This window comes from Rhizobium sp. 11_C7_N12_5 (assembly GCF_051811145.1).
Lineage (GTDB): Bacteria > Pseudomonadota > Alphaproteobacteria > Rhizobiales > Rhizobiaceae > Rhizobium > Rhizobium lusitanum.
In genome coordinates, this window is sequence record NZ_JBPWPY010000001.1 from 3,100,961 (window position 1) to 3,117,116 (window position 16,156).

Below are 16,156 nucleotides of genomic sequence, written 5' to 3' on the forward strand. Positions count from 1 at the left end.
TCTCCCCTTGGAGAGAAGATGCCCGAAGGGCAGATGAGGGGGGCGAGGAGCGAAGCACAGAGCATCTTGAGCGGAAGCGAAAGATCAGACTTTTATGGAGAAGAAGCCCCCTCATCCGGCCCTTCGGGCCACCTTCTTCCCGAGGGGAGAAGGGGATTGGTGCCACATCATGACCGCCCTCTTCCTCCGCGATCTCAAACTCTCGGTGCGCGCCGGCGGCGGAGCCTTGATCGGCATACTCTTCTTCCTCACCGTCGTCGCCGTCATTCCCTTCGGCGTCGGCCCGGACCTGAAACTGTTGTCGCGAATCGGCCCGGCCATCGTCTGGATCGGCGCGCTGCTTGCCTGCCTGCTCGGGCTCGACCGTCTGTTTCAGGCCGAACGGGACGACGGCTCGCTCGATCTGCTCGTCATGCAGGAGACGCCGCTGGTCCTCACGGTTCTGGTCAAATGCGCCGCGCATTGGATAGCCACAGGCCTTCCGCTGGTCATTGCCTCGCCGCTGCTCGGTCTCTTTATGAATATGAGTGAAACGGCGATCGCCGCCACGGCCCTGACCTTGCTCGTCGGCTCGCCGGCGATCACCTTCATCGGCGCGGTAGGCGCAGCTGTTGCCGTGGCGCTGCCGCGCGGCGGCCTGCTGGTGTCGATCCTGGTGCTGCCGCTGGCCATCCCCGTGCTGATCTTCGGCGTCAGCGCGACCTATGCTGCCGTCGAGGGGCCGCAACCCTTCCTGCCGCCTTTCCTGATCCTGATCGCCCTCACCCTGTTCTTCGCCGTGCTCGGCCCGGCGGCTGCCGCCCTTGCCTTGCGGAACACGACGGATTGATCGCGATGAGATACTGTTTCGCCCATCTGAGACAATGCTGTCGATTGCCGGAAAAGCCATATCGGGTTAAACAAGCCGCATGAGCGATATCAGCCCTGCGATCAGCCGATTTTCCGACCTCGCCAACCCCACGCGGTTCCTGGCCTTTTCGGCGCGTCTCATTCCCTGGCTGGCAGCGATCTCGGCCATACTCTTTGCGATCGGCCTCTACCTCTCCTTCTCGACCGAGGGCGATTACCAGCAGGGCGACACCGTCCGCATCATGTATATTCACGTTCCGGCCGCCTGGCTTTCGATGATGTGCTACACGATCATGAGCATGTCGGCGATCGGCACGCTGGTCTGGCGTCATCCGCTCGCTGACGTCGCCGGCAAGACCGCCGCCCCGCTCGGCGCCGCCTTCACCCTGATCGCGCTCGTCACCGGCTCGCTGTGGGGCAAGCCGATGTGGGGCACCTATTGGGTCTGGGATGCGCGGCTGACCTCGGTCTTCATCCTGTTCCTGATGTATCTCGGCCTGATCGCGCTGAACCGCGCCATGGACGATCCGTCCAAAGCCGCGCGCGTCGCCGCCGTGCTGACCCTGGTCGGCTTCATCAACATTCCGATCATCAAGTTCTCGGTCGACTGGTGGAACACATTGCATCAGTCGGAAAGCATCATGCGTCTGGATGGCCCGGCCATCGACACCGCATTCCTCTGGCCGCTCTTCATCATGGCGCTGGCCTTCACCCTGCTGTTCTTCACCCTGCATCTGATGGCGATCCGCAACGAGATCTGGCGCCGCCGCATTGCCGCGCAGCGCCGTATCGCCGCACGCATGGCAAGCCGGGAGGAATAGCATGACCCATCCCTTCTACGTCTTCGGCTCCTATGGCTTTGCTGCCGTCATGATTCTCGCCATCATCGCCTGGACATGGATCGATGGACGCCTGCGTCGTCGCGAGCTGGCCGCACTCGAAGCATCAGGCATCCGCCGCCGTTCGCAGCGCGCGCCCGAAGGCGATGCGAAATGACCACCGATGCCGGCAACAAGGATCAGCCGAAATCGGGCGGCGGCACCGGGCGCTATCTGCTGGCGCTGATCCCGCTCATCGTCTTTGCCTGCATCGCACTTGCCGTCGGCAAGGTCATGTACGACCAGGAGGTTCATGGCACTGACATCTCCGCCATCCCCTCCGCGCTGATCGGCACGAAAGCGCCAAAGCTCGCTCTGCCGCCGCTCGAAGGCTCCAACCTGCCGGCGCTGACCGATGAGGCCATCAAGGGCAAGCTGACGCTTGTCAATGTCTTCGCCTCATGGTGCGTTCCGTGCCGGGACGAGCATCCGGTACTGAAGGAGCTCGCGAAAGACGGCCGGCTGAACATCGTCGCGATCAACTACAAAGACACGAGTGAGAACGCCCTGCGCTTCCTCGGTGAACTCGGCAATCCCTACAACGCCATCGGCATCGACCCCAACGGCTCCGCCGCCATCGACTGGGGCGTCTACGGCATCCCGGAATCCTACCTCGTCGCCCCCGACGGCACGATCCTCTACAAACAGGTCGGCCCGTTTACGCCGACGAGTTTGAAGGAAGGGCTCTATCCGGCCATAGCGAAGGCGCAGGGGAAGCCGGTATCCTGAACTCCTTCTTCCCTCGGGGGTCCGAAGGACGGGTTGAGACCTGCGGCTCAACCCCGGTCATGTGCCCGAAGGGCGGATGAGGGGGCCGAAAAGCAAAACAACAATGGCCTCAAGCGACAAGCGAACGGCAATTTCCCGGTAACGCCCCTCACCCGGCGACCCTTCGATAAACTCAGGATTGCCACCCTCTCCCCGTAGGGGCGAGGGGGAACAAGCTAAATCCCGCCCTGCCAGGTCTTGATCGCTTCGACCGGCCAGACGAGCATCAGCACGTTCAGCGTGAGATTGTCGCGGATCAGGTAACCCGTCAGCAGCTCGAAGAAGATGGCGATGGCGATCGTGACGATCACCGGCGCACGCCAGGCAAACAGGAAGCCAACCACCATGAACACCGCGTCCATCGCCGAATTCAGAATGCTGTCGCCAACATAATCGAGCGAGATCGTCGCGGCGCGGTAGCGGTTGATGATGATGGGCGAGTTCTCCAGCAGTTCCCAGCCGGATTCGATCAGCATGGCGACGAACAGGCGCATCGACAGCGGCTTAGTGCGCATAAGCAAATGCGTGAGCCCGAAGAACAGGAAGCCGTGAATGATGTGAGATGGCGTGTACCAATCGGCGATATGCTGCGAATTGCCGCTGGATTTCACGACGGGCTCGAAAAGCTTCACGTAACCGCAGGTGCAGATCGGCACGCGGCCCATCATATATTCCGCGACGATCTGCACGAGCAGGACAAGGGCGCAGGCGATGAACCAGAAGCTTTGCTGCCGGTAGCGGTTTTGCGCGTCGACTGCTTCGGTCATTTTCCGCTTTCCGCCGGCTGCTCGATCGTATGCTTCATGATCAGCGGCATTTGCGACAGCGTGAAGAGGATGGTGATCGGCATCGTTCCCCAGACCTTGAAGTTCACCCAGAGATTATCCGCGGCCTTGACGTCGGGCAGGTAATACCAATTCGACAAGCGCCAGACGACTTCGTTGAGCACGGCAAGAACCAGGAAGAAGAGACCCCAGCGAAGCGTGAGCTTGCGCCAGCCTTCGCTATCCAGCTGAAAGGCGGCGTTGAAAACGTAGCCGAGCAACGATTTTCCGAAAGCGAGCCCGCCAAGCAGGACAACACCGAACAGAGCGTTGACGATGGTCGGCTTCATCTTGATGAAGGTTTCATTCTGCAGGTAGATGCCGAGCGCACCGAAGACGAGGACGACGATGCCTGACACGAAGGGCATCAGCGGCAGATGGCCGAGCACAACCTTCGAGACGACGAGCGAGATCACCGTTGCCGCCATGAACAGGCCGGTGGCGACGAAGAGCGGCCCTCCCAGCGCGGACAGCGCCGGGAACTGCTGCGCCAACCAGTCGCCGCGCAGATTGCCGAAGAAGAACACCAGCAAAGGCCCGAGTTCCAGCACCAGCTTCAACAGCGGATGATGCTTGTCGGCGGCACTTGGGGTGAGTTCGTTATCGCTGGTCGTCATTGCGGCACTTTCGCTATCGTCGAATTTGTTCTTATCGTTCATTGGCTGCTTCCGGCACCTGTCCCTGCGATGGCGTTGGCGAAATCCTCGGCCTCGAACGGCTCGAGATCGTCTACACCCTCGCCGACGCCGATGAAATAGACCGGCAGCTTGTGCTTGGCCGAGATCGCCACAAGGATGCCGCCGCGCGCCGTGCCGTCAAGCTTAGTCATGATCAGGCCGTTGACGCCGGCAACGTTGCGGAAAATCTCCACCTGGTTCAGCGCGTTTTGGCCGGTGGTGGCATCCAGCGTCTGCAGCACGGTATGCGGCGCGTCCGGATCGAGCTTGCCGAGCACGCGCACGATCTTTTCGAGTTCGGCCATCAGCTCCGCCTTGTTCTGCAGGCGGCCGGCGGTATCGATGATCAGCACGTCGCTCTTGTTGGCCTTGGCCTGCTGGAAAGCATCGAAGGCTAGACCGGCCGCATCCGCGCCGATCTTGGTGCCGATGAATTCCGACTTGGTGCGCTCGGCCCAGATCTTCAGCTGCTCGATGGCAGCCGCGCGGAACGTGTCGCCGGCGGCAACCATGACCTTGAGCCCGGCGCCGGATAGCTTGGCCGCCAGCTTGCCGATGGTCGTCGTCTTGCCGGTGCCATTGACGCCGACGACGAGGATGACGTGCGGCTTGTGGCTGAGATCGAGCTGCAGCGGTTTGGCGACCGGCTTCAGCACCTTGGCGATTTCCTGCGCCATGATGCGGCCGACATCCTCGCTTGTCACGTCCTTGCCATAGCGCTCGGAGGCCAGCGTATCGGTCACCCGCATCGCCGTCTCGACGCCGAGATCGGCCTGGATCAGCAGATCCTCCAGATCCTGCAGCGTCTGGTCGTCGAGCTTGCGCTTGGTAAAGAGCGCGGCGATCTGGCCTGTCAGTTGCGAAGATGTGCGAGCAAGGCCGGCGCGCAGGCGCTGGAACCAGGAGAGCTTCTGCTTGAGGGCTTCGGGAGCGGGCTCGGGGATGCTGGAGGCCGTGGCGAAGCCTTTGGGGAGGATGGGGGCTGCGGCTGGGGTTTCGGTAGTTTCCGGCGACTGTTCCGAGTCCGTCTGAGCTTCGGTGCTTTCCGACGAGAGCTCCGAGCTAGCCGAAACTTCCTCACCCCCCTCTGTCTTTTCGGACATCTCCCCCACAGGGGTGGAGATCGGTTCTGGAGTGGTATCTTCCGCTACAGCATCAGCCTCAGCGTTTTTGGCTTGCTCCGGCTCGACAATTTCACTCTTACCAGCCTGCTCCGGAGCAACCGGCTCATGCGAAACAACCGCCTCTGCGGCCTTTTCAGCCAACTGTTCGTGCTCGACCGGCGCGGCATCCTCCAACCGATCTCCCCCCGCGTGGGGGAGATGTCCCGACGGGACAGAGGGGGGCGAGGTAGGTTCGGCCAACTCGGAAGCCGGCGAAACATCCGCGACAGGCGCTTCTTGCTCCGGAGCGGGCACGTCCGGTGCAATAACCTCCGCAGGCGCCTGTTCTTCCGCCGGCTTCTCACGGCCGAAGGTGAAGACTTTTTTAATGAAACCAAGCGCCATGAAGTATCCGTTGAAGCATTAGGCCGCGTTAGCGGCCAGAAGTTGCATGTCGAGGTGCTTGCCATTGTGGCCGGTGATTGCGACCTGCACAAGGTCGCGCGGGCGAAGGCCGGGGGCGGCGACAAGCGTGAAATTTTCGGTATGGGCCAACCCGTTATTCTCCACAAGCAGCCATTGTCTTGTTCCGACCATGCTGTCGAGATGGGTCTGGTGCAGTCTTTGTCCAGCCTCGCGCAGGCGGGCGGCGCGTTCCTTGATCAGGACGCGGTCGAGTTGCGGCATGCGGGCGGCTGGCGTGCCGGGGCGCGGGCTGTAAGGGAAAACATGCAGATGCGCGATCGCGGCCTGTTCGGCAAGGCCAACGGCATTGTCGAACATCTCTTCCGTCTCTGTGGGAAAACCGGCGATCATGTCGGCGCCGAAGCTCGTCTCGGGTCGCAGGCGGCGCACATCCTCGATGAACCGCATAGCGTCGGCGCGCGAGTGCCGCCGCTTCATCCGCTTCAAGATCATATCGTCGCCATGCTGCAGCGACAGATGCAGATGCGGCATGAAGCGCGGTTCGTCGGCGATAAGATCCATCAGGTGCCTGTCGGCCTCAATACTGTCGATCGAGGAGAGGCGCAGGCGGCGGATATCCGGGATCTGCTTCAGCAATGTCTTGGCAAGCAGGCCGAGCGTTGGCGTTCCGGGCAAATCAGCGCCGTAACTCGTGGCATCGACGCCGGTCAGCACGATCTCGCGATAACCGCTTTCAACCAAGTTACGGGCCTGATCGACGACCGCGCCCATCGGCACAGAGCGCGAATTGCCGCGGCCATAGGGGATGATGCAGAAGGTGCAGCGATGATCACAGCCGTTCTGCACCTGGATGAAGGCGCGCACATGGCCGTCGATATGGCGGATCATCTGCGGGGCGGTCGCCCGCACGCTCATGATATCGTTGACGCGGAGCTTCTCTTCTGCCGAAACGCCGAAATCCGGCAGCGCGCGATAGGAGGCGCTCTTCAGCTTCTCCTCGTTGCCGAGCACGGCATCCACTTCGGCCATTTCGGCAAAGATCTGCTTTTCCGTCTGCGCGGCACAGCCTGTCACGATGATGCGCGCATGCGGATTGTCGCGCCGCGCGCGGCGGATCGCCTGGCGTGCCTGGCGCACGGCTTCGCCTGTTACGGCGCAGGTATTGACCAGGATGGCGTTGTTGAGCCCGGCTTTCTCCGCCTGCGACCTCATCACTTCGGATTCATAGGTGTTGAGACGACAGCCGAAGGTAATGACCTCGACCCCGCTCACCGCGCCTGAGCCCCCTGCTCCTGATCGCGCGTGAAGCTGCCCGTCACGGGATCGACCATACCGGACCACTCCCATTCGGCAGGACCGGTCATGACGACATGCTCGTCACTCTCTCGCCATTCGATGGTGAGCTGGCTCGGCGCAGGCGCGGAGGCGACGTCGATCGTCACCTTGCGGCCGGTGCGGCCGGTGCGAGCAGCGCTGACGGCGGCAGAACAGGCGGCGGAGCCGCAGGCCAGCGTCAGACCGGCGCCGCGCTCCCAGGTGCGGGTCCGCACCGTCGTCCGCGAAAGCACCTGCGCCAGCGTGATGTTGGCGCGCTCGGGAAACATCGGATGGTTTTCAAGCAGCGGCCCGAAGCGAGCGAGATCGAAGGACATCGGGTCCTTGTCGACCCAGAAGATCGCATGCGGATTGCCCATCGACATCACAGAGGGCGAATGCAGGACGGGATTGTCGATCGGCCCGATCTGCAGCTCGATATGGCGCGTGTCGGCGAATTCCTCGGCGAGCGGAATCTTGTCCCAATCGAATACCGGCTTGCCCATGTCGACAGATATCGTGCCGTCCTCGTGCTCGACGGCGTTCAAGATACCGGCGACGGTCTGGAAGGTGAACACCTTCTTTCCGGTCTCGGCTGATAGCGCCTGCACGACGCAACGCGTGCCGTTGCCACAAGCCTGTGCCTTGGTGCCGTCGGAGTTGAGGATATCGATCCAGGCGTCGGTTCCCTGCGCCTTCGGATCATGGATCGCCATGATCTGATCGAACTCGGTAGCAGGATCGGCATTGAGCGCAATCGCAGCCTCAGCCGTCACCACGTCCTTGCGGCCGCGCATGTCGACGACCAGGATCTTGTTGCCAAGCCCGTTCATCCGCGCGAATTCGACCATATTGCTCATGGTGGTATGTCCATCAGTGTTTTCGAGCTGTATATGGCGGAAATGCGGGGGAATTACCAGTGCCGTGATATTCGCTGCTCATGGCCAGGCTTAGGCCGCGCTTGACGAACACAAACGACCGCTTCAACCTCGACAGAGAAGCGACAAAGCTGTCCCGCGATCCTGCTCTATGCGACCGATGTGGTTTGCTCGCGATCCGTCATGTGATTTCTCAGGTGCATCAGCGTCAGCTCGGTTCCCGGGTGGGGCAGTTCGGTCGCCGCCGCACACCGGATTCCAAGGACGGCCGAAGCTCTCTGGTGTCGTAGACGGAGGCCGCGAAGGCGACTTCCAGCCGCCCGTGAAGCCCTGCATGCAAACAGTACCCACCTTCTTGCCGGCTTCTCGCACGATGAGGTCGCACCCTCGTGGCGCAATGATAGTTTGAAATCGCGCATATCCGGACATGGCGGAACGCAGAGACTGTTTCTCCCACAAACCCGTACATCCAATATCCCGCCTGCTCGTAGGGACGGCATCGCCATGGCGGATAAGGCGGCTCTCTGCCTGATCTCGGCAAAAGACCTTGCGGCGCTGAGCCTGGCGCGATTTATTTCGACAAAAATTTGCTCCAGTGTCGGATTGCAGAAGGTTTGCTCGTCCTAGGATCGTCCACTCCGTCAATTCAGAAGGATCATGACCATGCCGAATACCATTCGCCTGCACCGCGTCCTGGCAACCAGCCCGGAAAAGGTCTATCGCGCGTTCCTCGAAGCGGACGCGCTCGCCAAGTGGCTTCCCCCCAATGGCTTTACCTGCAGCGTGCATCACTTCGAACCGACAGTCGGCGGTACGTTCAAGATGTCGTTCCGCAACTTTACGACGGGCAAAAGCCATGCCTTCGGAGGCGAATATGTCGAGCTCATTCCCGGCGAACGCCTGCGTTACACGGACAGGTTCGACGACCCCAACCTGCCGGGCGAAATGGACGTGACCGTCACCTTGAAGAAGGTGCTGGTCGGAACCGAGGTGAATATAACCCAGGCGGGCGTACCGGACGTCATCCCGCCTGAAGCCTGCTATCTCGGCTGGCAGGAATCACTGCGAAACCTGGCAAAGCTCGTCGAGCCAGAGATCAATCAGTAAGCTCGGCACTCACAAGGCTTCTGCACGCAACTCCTTCTCCCCGAGGGGAGAAGGGGTTTTCGGTGCGAACAGGCGGCGCCCCTTCAAACGACCGGCACGTCGAAAACTTCCCCGGCCCTCAGCGGTCGAAACCGGTCCGGCTCCACGCCTTCGGCCTTCAGCGCCGCATCCAAAGCGTGAACGGGCTCATCGATCCCCTCGTCCGTCAGCTGGAAGGTCGCGAAATGATGCCCGGCGACATAAGCGGCGTTGCAGAGCTTCATGCCCTTGACCGCCTCTTCGGGGTTCTGGTGCTGGCCCTTCATGAACCAGCGCGGCTCATAGGCGCCGAAAGGCAGGATCGCGAGGCGGAAGCCGCCATGTTTCTGCCTGACAGCCTCATAGTTGATGCCATCGTGAAAGCCTGTGTCGCCGACATGGTAGATTCTGCCAGCCGGCGTCGTCAGCACGAAAGCGGCCCAAAGGGCCATGCGCCGGTCGCCCATGCCCCGCGCCGACCAGTGATGGCAGGGCTCGACATCGATGGTCACCCCGCCATTGACAGCGATGCGATCGCCCCAATCGACCACGACGATTTCGGCGTCGGGCACGGCGCGGCGGATAATCGTATCGTTGCCGAGCGGTGTAACGATCTTCGGCCGCTGGCGCGCCTGCAGGCTCGCCAGCGTGGCGAGATCGAGGTGGTCATAGTGGTTGTGCGAGACCAGCACGAGGTCGATGGGCGGCAGATCCTCGAAGCGGATGCCGGGCGGCACCACGCGCTTCGGCCCGATCGAGCGGAACGGACTGACGCGTTCGGACCAGACCGGATCCGTCAGCATGTTCAGGCCGGCGATCTGCACCAGCATCGACGCATGCCCGACCATGGTCACCCGCATTTGATCGCCGAACACATGCCGGTCTGGCTTTGCCGAGGGAAAGGCGCTGATGACCGGATTGGGCCAGCGCACCCGGCCGCCCGCGAACTGCCATTTCAGCAGATCAAGCGGACTTCCCGGCCCGACACCGCCGGGATTGAAGAAGCGCAGACCATCGAAATGGTCGGAAGCCGGGCCTTGATAATAGGGGTTCTTTTTCTTGCCGGAGCCGGATGCGCTTGTCATGGCTTGTCCACTCCTTGCCCGCCCATCATTTCCCCTTCGCCAGGCAAGCCAGCCTTCGCCAGCCACTCCTCGACCTCGCGCGCCGTCAGCGTTCGCTCAAGCACGACATTGGCCGGCATAACGAAAAGCTGCGGCGTAAAGAAGCTCGTGTCCCACAGCGCAGCACCTTCGACAGGGGGCGAAAGCAGGATGACCTGCGTGCCATCGATGCGCGTGATGGTATCGACAGATGCCTCGCCCGATATCCCCACAGTGCCAGACTGATTAGGTTGCACCGTTTCATAGCGCCACCATGGCTCGTCGTTACCGTCTTCCACCACGGTTACGCAACGCGCCATGTCGATGATGAACCTGTTTGGCGAGCGGCCGCCTGGCAGGGTCTCCCCGAAAGCCGCCTGGATCAGCGTGAAGAGATGAAAGCAGTTGACGATATTCTCATAGCGCAGGCGGAAGCCTCGACGGCTTGGCACATGCAGGACAAGCAAGAGGTCGCTGCGGCTCAGAAGCATATGGCGCACCCAAGCCGCACCCGGCGTATAATCCTGCAGCTCGGCGAGCTGCGCCATCAGGCTGGTATCACCGGCGGCAAGCGCACGCTCCTTCGGCATCGCCGCGAGGTGGGAGACGACCGGCTGACCGAGCAATTGGAAAGCTTCGAGCAGCTGCTGTTGCCGCGGGCTCAGCTCCTTGCGGCCGGCAAAGCCGCGATGGATCTGCGGCAGCCAGGTCGTAAATAGCTCCCACACGGCGGGACCGCTACGCTCCACCGAACCCCCGGTCTCGACCACGGTACCCAGCATATTCGCCAGGATCGCGGCACCGGGAGGCGGCAGGCTGCGCAACTCGCGCGCCGCCCGCGTGACGATTTTCGGCTGCACCTTGGCGTCGGCATAGAAGGCCTGCGCCGCGGCGTTGAACCGCGCGTCGACCCGGCCGCCGGCATAGCTGCGGCACGCGGCAAGAAGATTGGTCAGGGCTGCATCGTTCATTCAGTTCTGTCTCGGGGAAACATGATTTGGCGGGGATCAATACAATAACTAGAGGAGCGTATTGGCGGTAAAACGACGTTCATATAGCGATATTGGGCATGCATCCCAGGCATTTCCACCGCCTCGGGTTGACTTTGGCGGCCTTTTCCTGTTTATCGCCCGCAATCTGCGACGAGCACAAGCCTCCGAGCCACCGACCGGGACCCATAAAGGTATAAAGAGATCCCGGAGGTCAACACCCGACAGCGCGACGCGCCCTCGGGTGCTTTTTGGCTTTGCGTCTTGTTTTCGTCATGGAAAAGCACGACGTTTTCGGGCGAGGATCCGCGCATCTCCCTTTCGAGGCAAAGCCGAGGAAGATAAGGAATAGGCGCAAATCTAAAGCCCAGAGCGATCGATAAGGAAGAATTGATGTTTGAAAACCTCCAGGACCGTCTTGGTTCCATTCTGAATGGACTGACAGGCCGCGGCGCGCTTTCGGAAGCTGATGTTTCCGCAGCACTCCGCGAGGTTCGCCGCGCGCTTCTCGAAGCCGACGTGGCGCTTGATGTCGTGCGCTCCTTTACCGACCGAGTCCGCGAGAAGGCCGTCGGCGCCGGGATCCTGAAGTCGATCAAGCCCGGCCAGATGGTCGTCAAGATCGTCCATGACGAGCTGATCGAAATGCTCGGCGGCGAAGGCGTGGGCATCGACCTTAACGCGCCGGCCCCGGTCGTCGTCATGATGGTCGGTCTGCAGGGCTCGGGCAAGACGACCACGTCGGCGAAGATCGCCCACCGCCTGACGAGCCGCGACCGCAAGAAGGTCCTGATGGCCTCGCTCGACACGCGGCGTCCTGCAGCGCAGGAACAGCTGCGCCAGCTCGGCGTCCAGGCCAACATCGATACGCTTCCCATTATCGCCGGCCAGTCGCCGACCGATATCGCCGCCCGCGCCGTGCAGGCCGCCAAGCTCGGCGGCCATGACGTCGTCATCCTCGACACCGCCGGCCGCACGCATATCGACGAGCCGCTCATGGTCGAGATGGCGGATATCAAGAAGCGGTCGAACCCGCACGAAATCCTGCTGGTCGCCGACAGCTTGACCGGTCAGGACGCCGTCAACCTCGCCCGCAATTTCGACGAGCGCGTTGGGATCACCGGCCTCGTGCTGACCCGCATGGACGGCGACGGCCGTGGCGGTGCCGCCCTTTCGATGCGCGCCGTGACAGGCAAGCCGATCAAGCTGATCGGCGTCGGCGAAAAGATGGGCGAGCTGGAAGAATTCCATCCCCGCCGCATCGCCGACCGCATCCTCGGCATGGGCGACATCGTCTCGCTGGTCGAGAAGGCCGCTGAGAATATCGACGCCGAAAAGGCCGCCGCCATGGCCGCCAAGATGGCCAAGGGCAAGTTCGACCTGAACGACCTTGCCGATCAGCTCAGCCAGATGCAGAAGATGGGCGGCATGGGCGGCATCATGGGCATGATGCCCGGCATGGCCGGCATGAAGGACAAGATGGCCGCCGCCGGCCTCAACGACAAGCTTTTCGGCCGCCAGCTCGCCATCATCTCCTCGATGACCAAGGCCGAGCGCGCCAATCCGGACCTCCTGAAACATTCCCGCAAGAAGCGCATCGCTAGCGGCTCCGGCACCGACGCCTCCGACATCAACAAGCTTCTGAAGATGCACCGCCAGATGGCGGACATGATGAAGATGATGGGCGGCAAGGGCAAGGGCGGCATGATGAAGCAGCTGATGGGTGGCCTCGCCGGCAAGATGGGTCTCGGCGGTGGCGGCATGGGCGGCATGCCCGACCTGTCGAACATGGACCCCAAGCAGCTCGAAGCCTTGCAGAAGCAGGCGGAAGCCGCAGGCCTCGGCCGTCCCGGCGGCATGCCCGGCCTTGGCGGTGGTGGATTGCCTGGTCTGGGCGGCGCCAAGCTGCCGGGCCTCGGCGGTGGATTCCCGGGCCTGCCCGGTTTGCCGAAGAAGAAGTGAAAAGGATCGTTGACCCCCATGATTGATCCAGACGTCAAGGCCCAATTGGGCAACTACCGCCAGTCGATCGACAATATCGATGCCGCACTGGTGCACATGCTGGCCGAACGCTTTCGCTGCACCAAAGAGGTCGGCGTGCTGAAGGCCAAGTACAATCTGCCGCCGGCCGACCCGGCGCGCGAGGAATTCCAGATCGAACGCCTGCGCCGCCTGGCAAAGGACGCCAATCTGGACCCGGATTTCGCCGAGAAGTTCCTGAACTTCGTCATCAAGGAAGTCATCCGGCATCATGAACAGATCGCCGCCGATCTCAAAGCATGATCCCGAAATGTGTGAAGCGGGTTTCGGAAGAGATCATGCGACACACAAAAACAGCAACAGCAAATAAACACGCCGCCAAAATCAAGCGGTCACAAAAAGCCTAAGGAGTAAGAAACATGGCATTGAAAATTCGTCTCGCCCGCGGTGGTTCCAAGAAGCGCCCGTACTACCACGTTGTTGTCGCCGACGCCCGTTCGCCGCGCGATGGCCGCTTCCTGGAGAAGGTCGGTTCCTGGAACCCGATGCTCGCCAAGGACGACGCCAAGCGCGTTGAACTCGACGCCGACCGCATCAAGCATTGGCTCGACAACGGCGCCCAGCCGACCGACCGCGTTCTGCGCTTCCTCGCCGAAGCCGGCGTTGCCACGCGCGACGTCAAGAGCAACCCGGTAAAGGCAAAGCCGGGCAAGAAGGCTCAGGAGCGCGCTGCCGAAAAGGCACAGAAGGCTGCTGACGCCGCCGCTGCCGAATAATCGGCCCTCATAATCATCGAAAAACGGGCGGCATGGCGACATGCCGCCCGTTTTTTATTTCCCATCGGGGGATGTTCATCCTATGAGAGAACGCAACTACAGCGCCGCGCGTCACATGTGACGCGCAAAGGTCGCTGAAGCACTTTAGATCTGCTGCATAATTCCTTAAATCGATTCCGATTTAAGGAATTATGCGGTGATCCGGCAATCGGCGAAGAGACCATGACGAAACTGCAAAACCCGGTATTGATGGCGACAATCGGCGCGGCACAGGGCCTCAAGGGCGAGGTGCGCGCGCGCGCCTATACGTCTGACCCCGCGGCGCTTGGCGACTACGGCCACCTGTACAGCATGGACGGCCGCAGCTTCGAGGTGCTGGAAATCCGTGAGGCCAAGAACGTGGTGGTGGTGCGCTTCCGCGGCGTCAATGACCGTGACGCCGCCGAGGCGCTGAACGGGTTGGAGCTCTATATCGAGCGCGACAACCTGCCGGACGACGAGCTCGACGATGACGAATTCTTCTACACCGACCTCGAAGGGCTCGAAGCCGTCGACGACAAGGGCACCGGCTACGGCACGGTCAGCGGTGTCTATGATTTCGGCGCCGGCGACCTTCTGGAGCTGAAAGGCCCGGGCAAGCGTCCGGTCCTGATCCCCTTCTCCGAAACGGCCGTGCTCGAAATCGATCTCGAAGGCGGCAAGATCCTGATCGATCCAATGGCCGCTGGCCTGATCGACAATCCGGAAGACCTTGTCGGCAAGCCGCCGAAACCGCCGAAGCCGGAAGGCAAGACGAAGAAATAATCCTCATTTGGAAGTGACTGCGCCATGAGTTTTCGGGCGACCATTCTGACGCTTTATCCGGAGATGTTTCCCGGCCATCTCGGCACGTCCCTTGCCGGCAAGGCGATGGAGCGCGGCCAATGGGCGCTGGACACCGTGCAGATCCGCGATTTTGCCACCGACAGGCACCGCACCGTCGATGATACACCCGCCGGCGGCGGCGCCGGCATGGTGCTGAAGCCGGACGTGCTTGCCCGCGCCATCGACCATGCCAGCGAAAACGACAGCCGCCCGCGCCTGCTGATGAGCCCGCGCGGCGCACCGCTGACGCAGAAGCGCGTGCGCGAGCTTGCAAGCGGCGACGGCGTCATCATCGTCTGCGGCCGCTTCGAAGGCGTCGACCAGCGGGTGATCGACGGGCGCAACCTGGAAGAAGTGTCGATCGGCGACTACATCCTGTCCGGCGGCGAGCCGGCGGCACTCATCCTGTTAGACGCCATCGTTCGCATCCTGCCCGGCGTCATGGGCAACGATCTTTCCGGCCTGCACGAAAGCTTTGAGGGGGGCCTGTTGGAACACCCTCACTATACCCGCCCGCAGATCTGGGAAGACCGCGAGATCCCCGCCGTGCTCACGTCGGGCAACCACGCCGCCATCACCAAATGGCAGAGAGAACAGGCCGAAGACCTGACGCGGCAACGCCGGCCGGATCTGTTGGAAGAGAAGGCAAAGAAATAGCATCGGGAAACCGGGCGGCAAGTTGACGAGTTAGATCAACCGCCGTTCGCCACTAAGGGGGAATCGGCCGAATGCCATTCAAGAATTCCGATGGCCTCACGAGGATCGCTTCGGGACTTGAGCAAGCAGGGATATGCCGCGCCGACGTTCGGGGCTGGGCCCGGTCCTCACAGTCTTGCGGACGACAGGACGCCGCCGTTGAGGTCGATTTCGATGGTGTCAAATGATATCCAGCGATAAAACGCAACGGGCGATGGAACGACAGCGGCGGGGAGGACGCACAGGATGGCAAAAAGCGGCGCGACGGAGGACGAGCAGGGAGCCTCTGCCTCTAATCTCATAGACGGGAGAATTAAGGAACTGGACGATTGGCGGGGCCAGACGCTCGCTCGAGTCCGAACCCTTATCAAACAGGCCGATCCCGATGTGGTCGAGGAATGGAAATGGCGGGGCGTTCCCGTCTGGTCGGACGGCGGGATCATCTGCACCGGCGAGACTTACAAGAGTGTCGTGAAATTGACCTTCGCCAAGGGCGCTTCGCTGGAGGACCCGTCAGGCCTCTTCAACTCCAGCCTCGATGGCAATACGAGACGGGCCATCGATATCCGGGAGAACGAAGATATCGATGAGGAGGCGCTGAAGGCGCTCGTTCGTGCGGCAGCGGCACTGAATATATCGACGCGGAAAAAACCGAAGAAAGCCTGAACAGAATTCGGGGTGGCGGCGGACCACAAACCGTCATTGAAAGCCGCTTGCGCTGCAACAAATTCGCCGCCAAGGGGTGACAAAGCTGTGACAATAGGATATGTGCGCGCCGGGCATGGGAAATTTCCCATCAACCACCAAAGAAAAGCAGACGTATTCGCCCCTGCCTTCACAGGCATATATCCGAGGCGAGACCTTCAGGGTCCGACCAAGGATAGATCGCTCAGGGCGCTCTGGCTG

Annotated in this window: 18 protein-coding genes; 11 read left to right on the plus strand and 7 right to left on the minus strand. The window is 61.8% G+C overall.

The window, feature by feature from the left end; all coding sequences use genetic code 11:
• The first annotated feature begins 169 nt into the window (after positions 1 to 169).
• From ccmB to AB8B29_RS15290, 4 genes are all read left to right on the plus strand, one after another.
• Entirely contained in the window at positions 170 to 829 is a 660-nt protein-coding gene (ccmB, locus tag AB8B29_RS15275) for a heme exporter protein CcmB (protein WP_037196862.1), read from the plus strand.
• 79 nt (positions 830 to 908) lie between these two features.
• Positions 909 to 1,670 (plus strand): heme ABC transporter permease, encoded by a 762-nt coding sequence (locus tag AB8B29_RS15280; RefSeq protein ID WP_037196864.1) that lies wholly within the window; start codon positions 909 to 911, stop codon positions 1,668 to 1,670.
• Position 1,671: 1 nt separating this feature from the next.
• On the plus strand, positions 1,672 to 1,845 hold the full coding sequence (ccmD, locus tag AB8B29_RS15285; RefSeq protein ID WP_037196865.1) for a heme exporter protein CcmD: 174 nt from the start codon (positions 1,672 to 1,674) through the stop codon (positions 1,843 to 1,845).
• Complete coding sequence (locus AB8B29_RS15290; RefSeq protein ID WP_037196867.1) at positions 1,842 to 2,456, plus strand: DsbE family thiol:disulfide interchange protein; 615 nt, start codon at positions 1,842 to 1,844, stop codon at positions 2,454 to 2,456. Before ccmD ends, AB8B29_RS15290 begins: the two co-directional genes overlap by 4 nt.
• A gap of 215 nt (positions 2,457 to 2,671) precedes the next feature.
• Here AB8B29_RS15290 and AB8B29_RS15295 read toward each other — a convergent pair whose 3' ends face one another.
• From AB8B29_RS15295 to dapF, 5 genes are read right to left on the minus strand one after another with little or no spacing between them, the layout of a single operon-like run.
• Complete coding sequence (locus tag AB8B29_RS15295) at positions 2,672 to 3,262, minus strand: DUF2585 domain-containing protein (protein ID WP_092573178.1); 591 nt, start codon at positions 3,260 to 3,262, stop codon at positions 2,672 to 2,674.
• Positions 3,259 to 3,936, minus strand: a complete 678-nt coding sequence (locus AB8B29_RS15300; RefSeq protein ID WP_376774248.1) for a septation protein A — start codon at positions 3,934 to 3,936, stop codon at positions 3,259 to 3,261. The genes AB8B29_RS15295 and AB8B29_RS15300 overlap by 4 nt, the downstream gene beginning before the upstream one ends.
• A gap of 38 nt (positions 3,937 to 3,974) precedes the next feature.
• Positions 3,975 to 5,504: a signal recognition particle-docking protein FtsY gene (gene ftsY, locus AB8B29_RS15305; protein ID WP_092573177.1), complete on the minus strand. Its 1,530-nt coding sequence runs from the start codon at positions 5,502 to 5,504 to the stop codon at positions 3,975 to 3,977.
• 18 nt (positions 5,505 to 5,522) lie between these two features.
• A complete protein-coding gene (gene mtaB / locus AB8B29_RS15310) occupies positions 5,523 to 6,797 on the minus strand; it encodes a tRNA (N(6)-L-threonylcarbamoyladenosine(37)-C(2))-methylthiotransferase MtaB (RefSeq protein ID WP_037196874.1) in 1,275 nt (424 codons plus the stop codon).
• Positions 6,794 to 7,699 carry a diaminopimelate epimerase gene (dapF, locus tag AB8B29_RS15315; RefSeq protein ID WP_037196876.1) on the minus strand — a complete coding sequence of 302 codons (906 nt, stop codon included), beginning with the start codon at positions 7,697 to 7,699 and terminating at the stop codon, positions 6,794 to 6,796. Before dapF ends, mtaB begins: the two co-directional genes overlap by 4 nt.
• Positions 7,700 to 8,380: 681 nt before the next feature.
• Here dapF and AB8B29_RS15320 point away from each other — a divergent pair.
• Positions 8,381 to 8,824 carry an SRPBCC family protein gene (locus tag AB8B29_RS15320; RefSeq protein ID WP_037196878.1) on the plus strand — a complete coding sequence of 148 codons (444 nt, stop codon included), beginning with the start codon at positions 8,381 to 8,383 and terminating at the stop codon, positions 8,822 to 8,824.
• Positions 8,825 to 8,907: 83 nt separating this feature from the next.
• Here AB8B29_RS15320 and AB8B29_RS15325 read toward each other — a convergent pair whose 3' ends face one another.
• Positions 8,908 to 9,927, minus strand: a complete 1,020-nt coding sequence (locus tag AB8B29_RS15325) for an MBL fold metallo-hydrolase (RefSeq protein WP_047637779.1) — start codon at positions 9,925 to 9,927, stop codon at positions 8,908 to 8,910.
• The gene (locus AB8B29_RS15330; protein WP_047637778.1) at positions 9,924 to 10,916 is read right to left on the minus strand and encodes a hypothetical protein; all 993 of its coding nucleotides are present in this window, start codon (positions 10,914 to 10,916) and stop codon (positions 9,924 to 9,926) included. Before AB8B29_RS15330 ends, AB8B29_RS15325 begins: the two co-directional genes overlap by 4 nt.
• A 411-nt stretch (positions 10,917 to 11,327) precedes the next feature.
• Here AB8B29_RS15330 and ffh point away from each other — a divergent pair, with 411 nt between their 5' ends.
• The 6 genes from ffh (at position 11,328) to AB8B29_RS15360 (ending at position 15,916) form a co-directional block, all read left to right on the plus strand.
• On the plus strand, positions 11,328 to 12,896 hold the full coding sequence (ffh, locus tag AB8B29_RS15335; protein WP_113118717.1) for a signal recognition particle protein: 1,569 nt from the start codon (positions 11,328 to 11,330) through the stop codon (positions 12,894 to 12,896).
• 18 nt (positions 12,897 to 12,914) lie between these two features.
• Positions 12,915 to 13,217: a chorismate mutase gene (locus AB8B29_RS15340; protein ID WP_034509068.1), complete on the plus strand. Its 303-nt coding sequence runs from the start codon at positions 12,915 to 12,917 to the stop codon at positions 13,215 to 13,217.
• Positions 13,218 to 13,333: 116 nt separating this feature from the next.
• Positions 13,334 to 13,690, plus strand: a complete 357-nt coding sequence (rpsP, locus tag AB8B29_RS15345; RefSeq protein WP_037196883.1) for a 30S ribosomal protein S16 — start codon at positions 13,334 to 13,336, stop codon at positions 13,688 to 13,690.
• Positions 13,691 to 13,912: 222 nt separating this feature from the next.
• The gene (gene rimM, locus AB8B29_RS15350) at positions 13,913 to 14,494 is read left to right on the plus strand and encodes a ribosome maturation factor RimM (protein ID WP_092573172.1); all 582 of its coding nucleotides are present in this window, start codon (positions 13,913 to 13,915) and stop codon (positions 14,492 to 14,494) included.
• Positions 14,495 to 14,518: 24 nt separating this feature from the next.
• Positions 14,519 to 15,211 (plus strand): tRNA (guanosine(37)-N1)-methyltransferase TrmD, encoded by a 693-nt coding sequence (trmD, locus tag AB8B29_RS15355; protein WP_113118718.1) that lies wholly within the window; start codon positions 14,519 to 14,521, stop codon positions 15,209 to 15,211.
• A 285-nt stretch (positions 15,212 to 15,496) separates the two neighbouring features.
• Positions 15,497 to 15,916 (plus strand): DUF1801 domain-containing protein, encoded by a 420-nt coding sequence (locus AB8B29_RS15360; protein ID WP_037196886.1) that lies wholly within the window; start codon positions 15,497 to 15,499, stop codon positions 15,914 to 15,916.
• The last annotated feature ends 240 nt before the right edge of the window (positions 15,917 to 16,156 follow it).

What these genes read in the sequence shown, in the direction of transcription:
- ccmB (WP_037196862.1), top strand. Translation starts at nt 170, where the DNA reads ATGACCGCCCTCTTCCTCCGCGATCTCAAACTCTCGGTGCGCGCCGGC.
- AB8B29_RS15280 (WP_037196864.1), top strand. Translation starts at nt 909, where the DNA reads ATGAGCGATATCAGCCCTGCGATCAGCCGATTTTCCGACCTCGCCAAC.
- ccmD (WP_037196865.1), top strand. Translation starts at nt 1,672, where the DNA reads ATGACCCATCCCTTCTACGTCTTCGGCTCCTATGGCTTTGCTGCCGTC.
- AB8B29_RS15290 (WP_037196867.1), top strand. Translation starts at nt 1,842, where the DNA reads ATGACCACCGATGCCGGCAACAAGGATCAGCCGAAATCGGGCGGCGGC.
- AB8B29_RS15295 (WP_092573178.1), bottom strand. Translation starts at nt 3,262, where the DNA reads ATGACCGAAGCAGTCGACGCGCAAAACCGCTACCGGCAGCAAAGCTTC.
- AB8B29_RS15300 (WP_376774248.1), bottom strand. Translation starts at nt 3,936, where the DNA reads ATGACGACCAGCGATAACGAACTCACCCCAAGTGCCGCCGACAAGCAT.
- ftsY (WP_092573177.1), bottom strand. Translation starts at nt 5,504, where the DNA reads ATGGCGCTTGGTTTCATTAAAAAAGTCTTCACCTTCGGCCGTGAGAAG.
- dapF (WP_037196876.1), bottom strand. Translation starts at nt 7,699, where the DNA reads ATGAGCAATATGGTCGAATTCGCGCGGATGAACGGGCTTGGCAACAAG.
- AB8B29_RS15320 (WP_037196878.1), top strand. Translation starts at nt 8,381, where the DNA reads ATGCCGAATACCATTCGCCTGCACCGCGTCCTGGCAACCAGCCCGGAA.
- AB8B29_RS15325 (WP_047637779.1), bottom strand. Translation starts at nt 9,927, where the DNA reads ATGACAAGCGCATCCGGCTCCGGCAAGAAAAAGAACCCCTATTATCAA.
- AB8B29_RS15330 (WP_047637778.1), bottom strand. Translation starts at nt 10,916, where the DNA reads ATGAACGATGCAGCCCTGACCAATCTTCTTGCCGCGTGCCGCAGCTAT.
- ffh (WP_113118717.1), top strand. Translation starts at nt 11,328, where the DNA reads ATGTTTGAAAACCTCCAGGACCGTCTTGGTTCCATTCTGAATGGACTG.
- AB8B29_RS15340 (WP_034509068.1), top strand. Translation starts at nt 12,915, where the DNA reads ATGATTGATCCAGACGTCAAGGCCCAATTGGGCAACTACCGCCAGTCG.
- rpsP (WP_037196883.1), top strand. Translation starts at nt 13,334, where the DNA reads ATGGCATTGAAAATTCGTCTCGCCCGCGGTGGTTCCAAGAAGCGCCCG.
- rimM (WP_092573172.1), top strand. Translation starts at nt 13,913, where the DNA reads ATGACGAAACTGCAAAACCCGGTATTGATGGCGACAATCGGCGCGGCA.
- trmD (WP_113118718.1), top strand. Translation starts at nt 14,519, where the DNA reads ATGAGTTTTCGGGCGACCATTCTGACGCTTTATCCGGAGATGTTTCCC.
- AB8B29_RS15360 (WP_037196886.1), top strand. Translation starts at nt 15,497, where the DNA reads ATGGCAAAAAGCGGCGCGACGGAGGACGAGCAGGGAGCCTCTGCCTCT.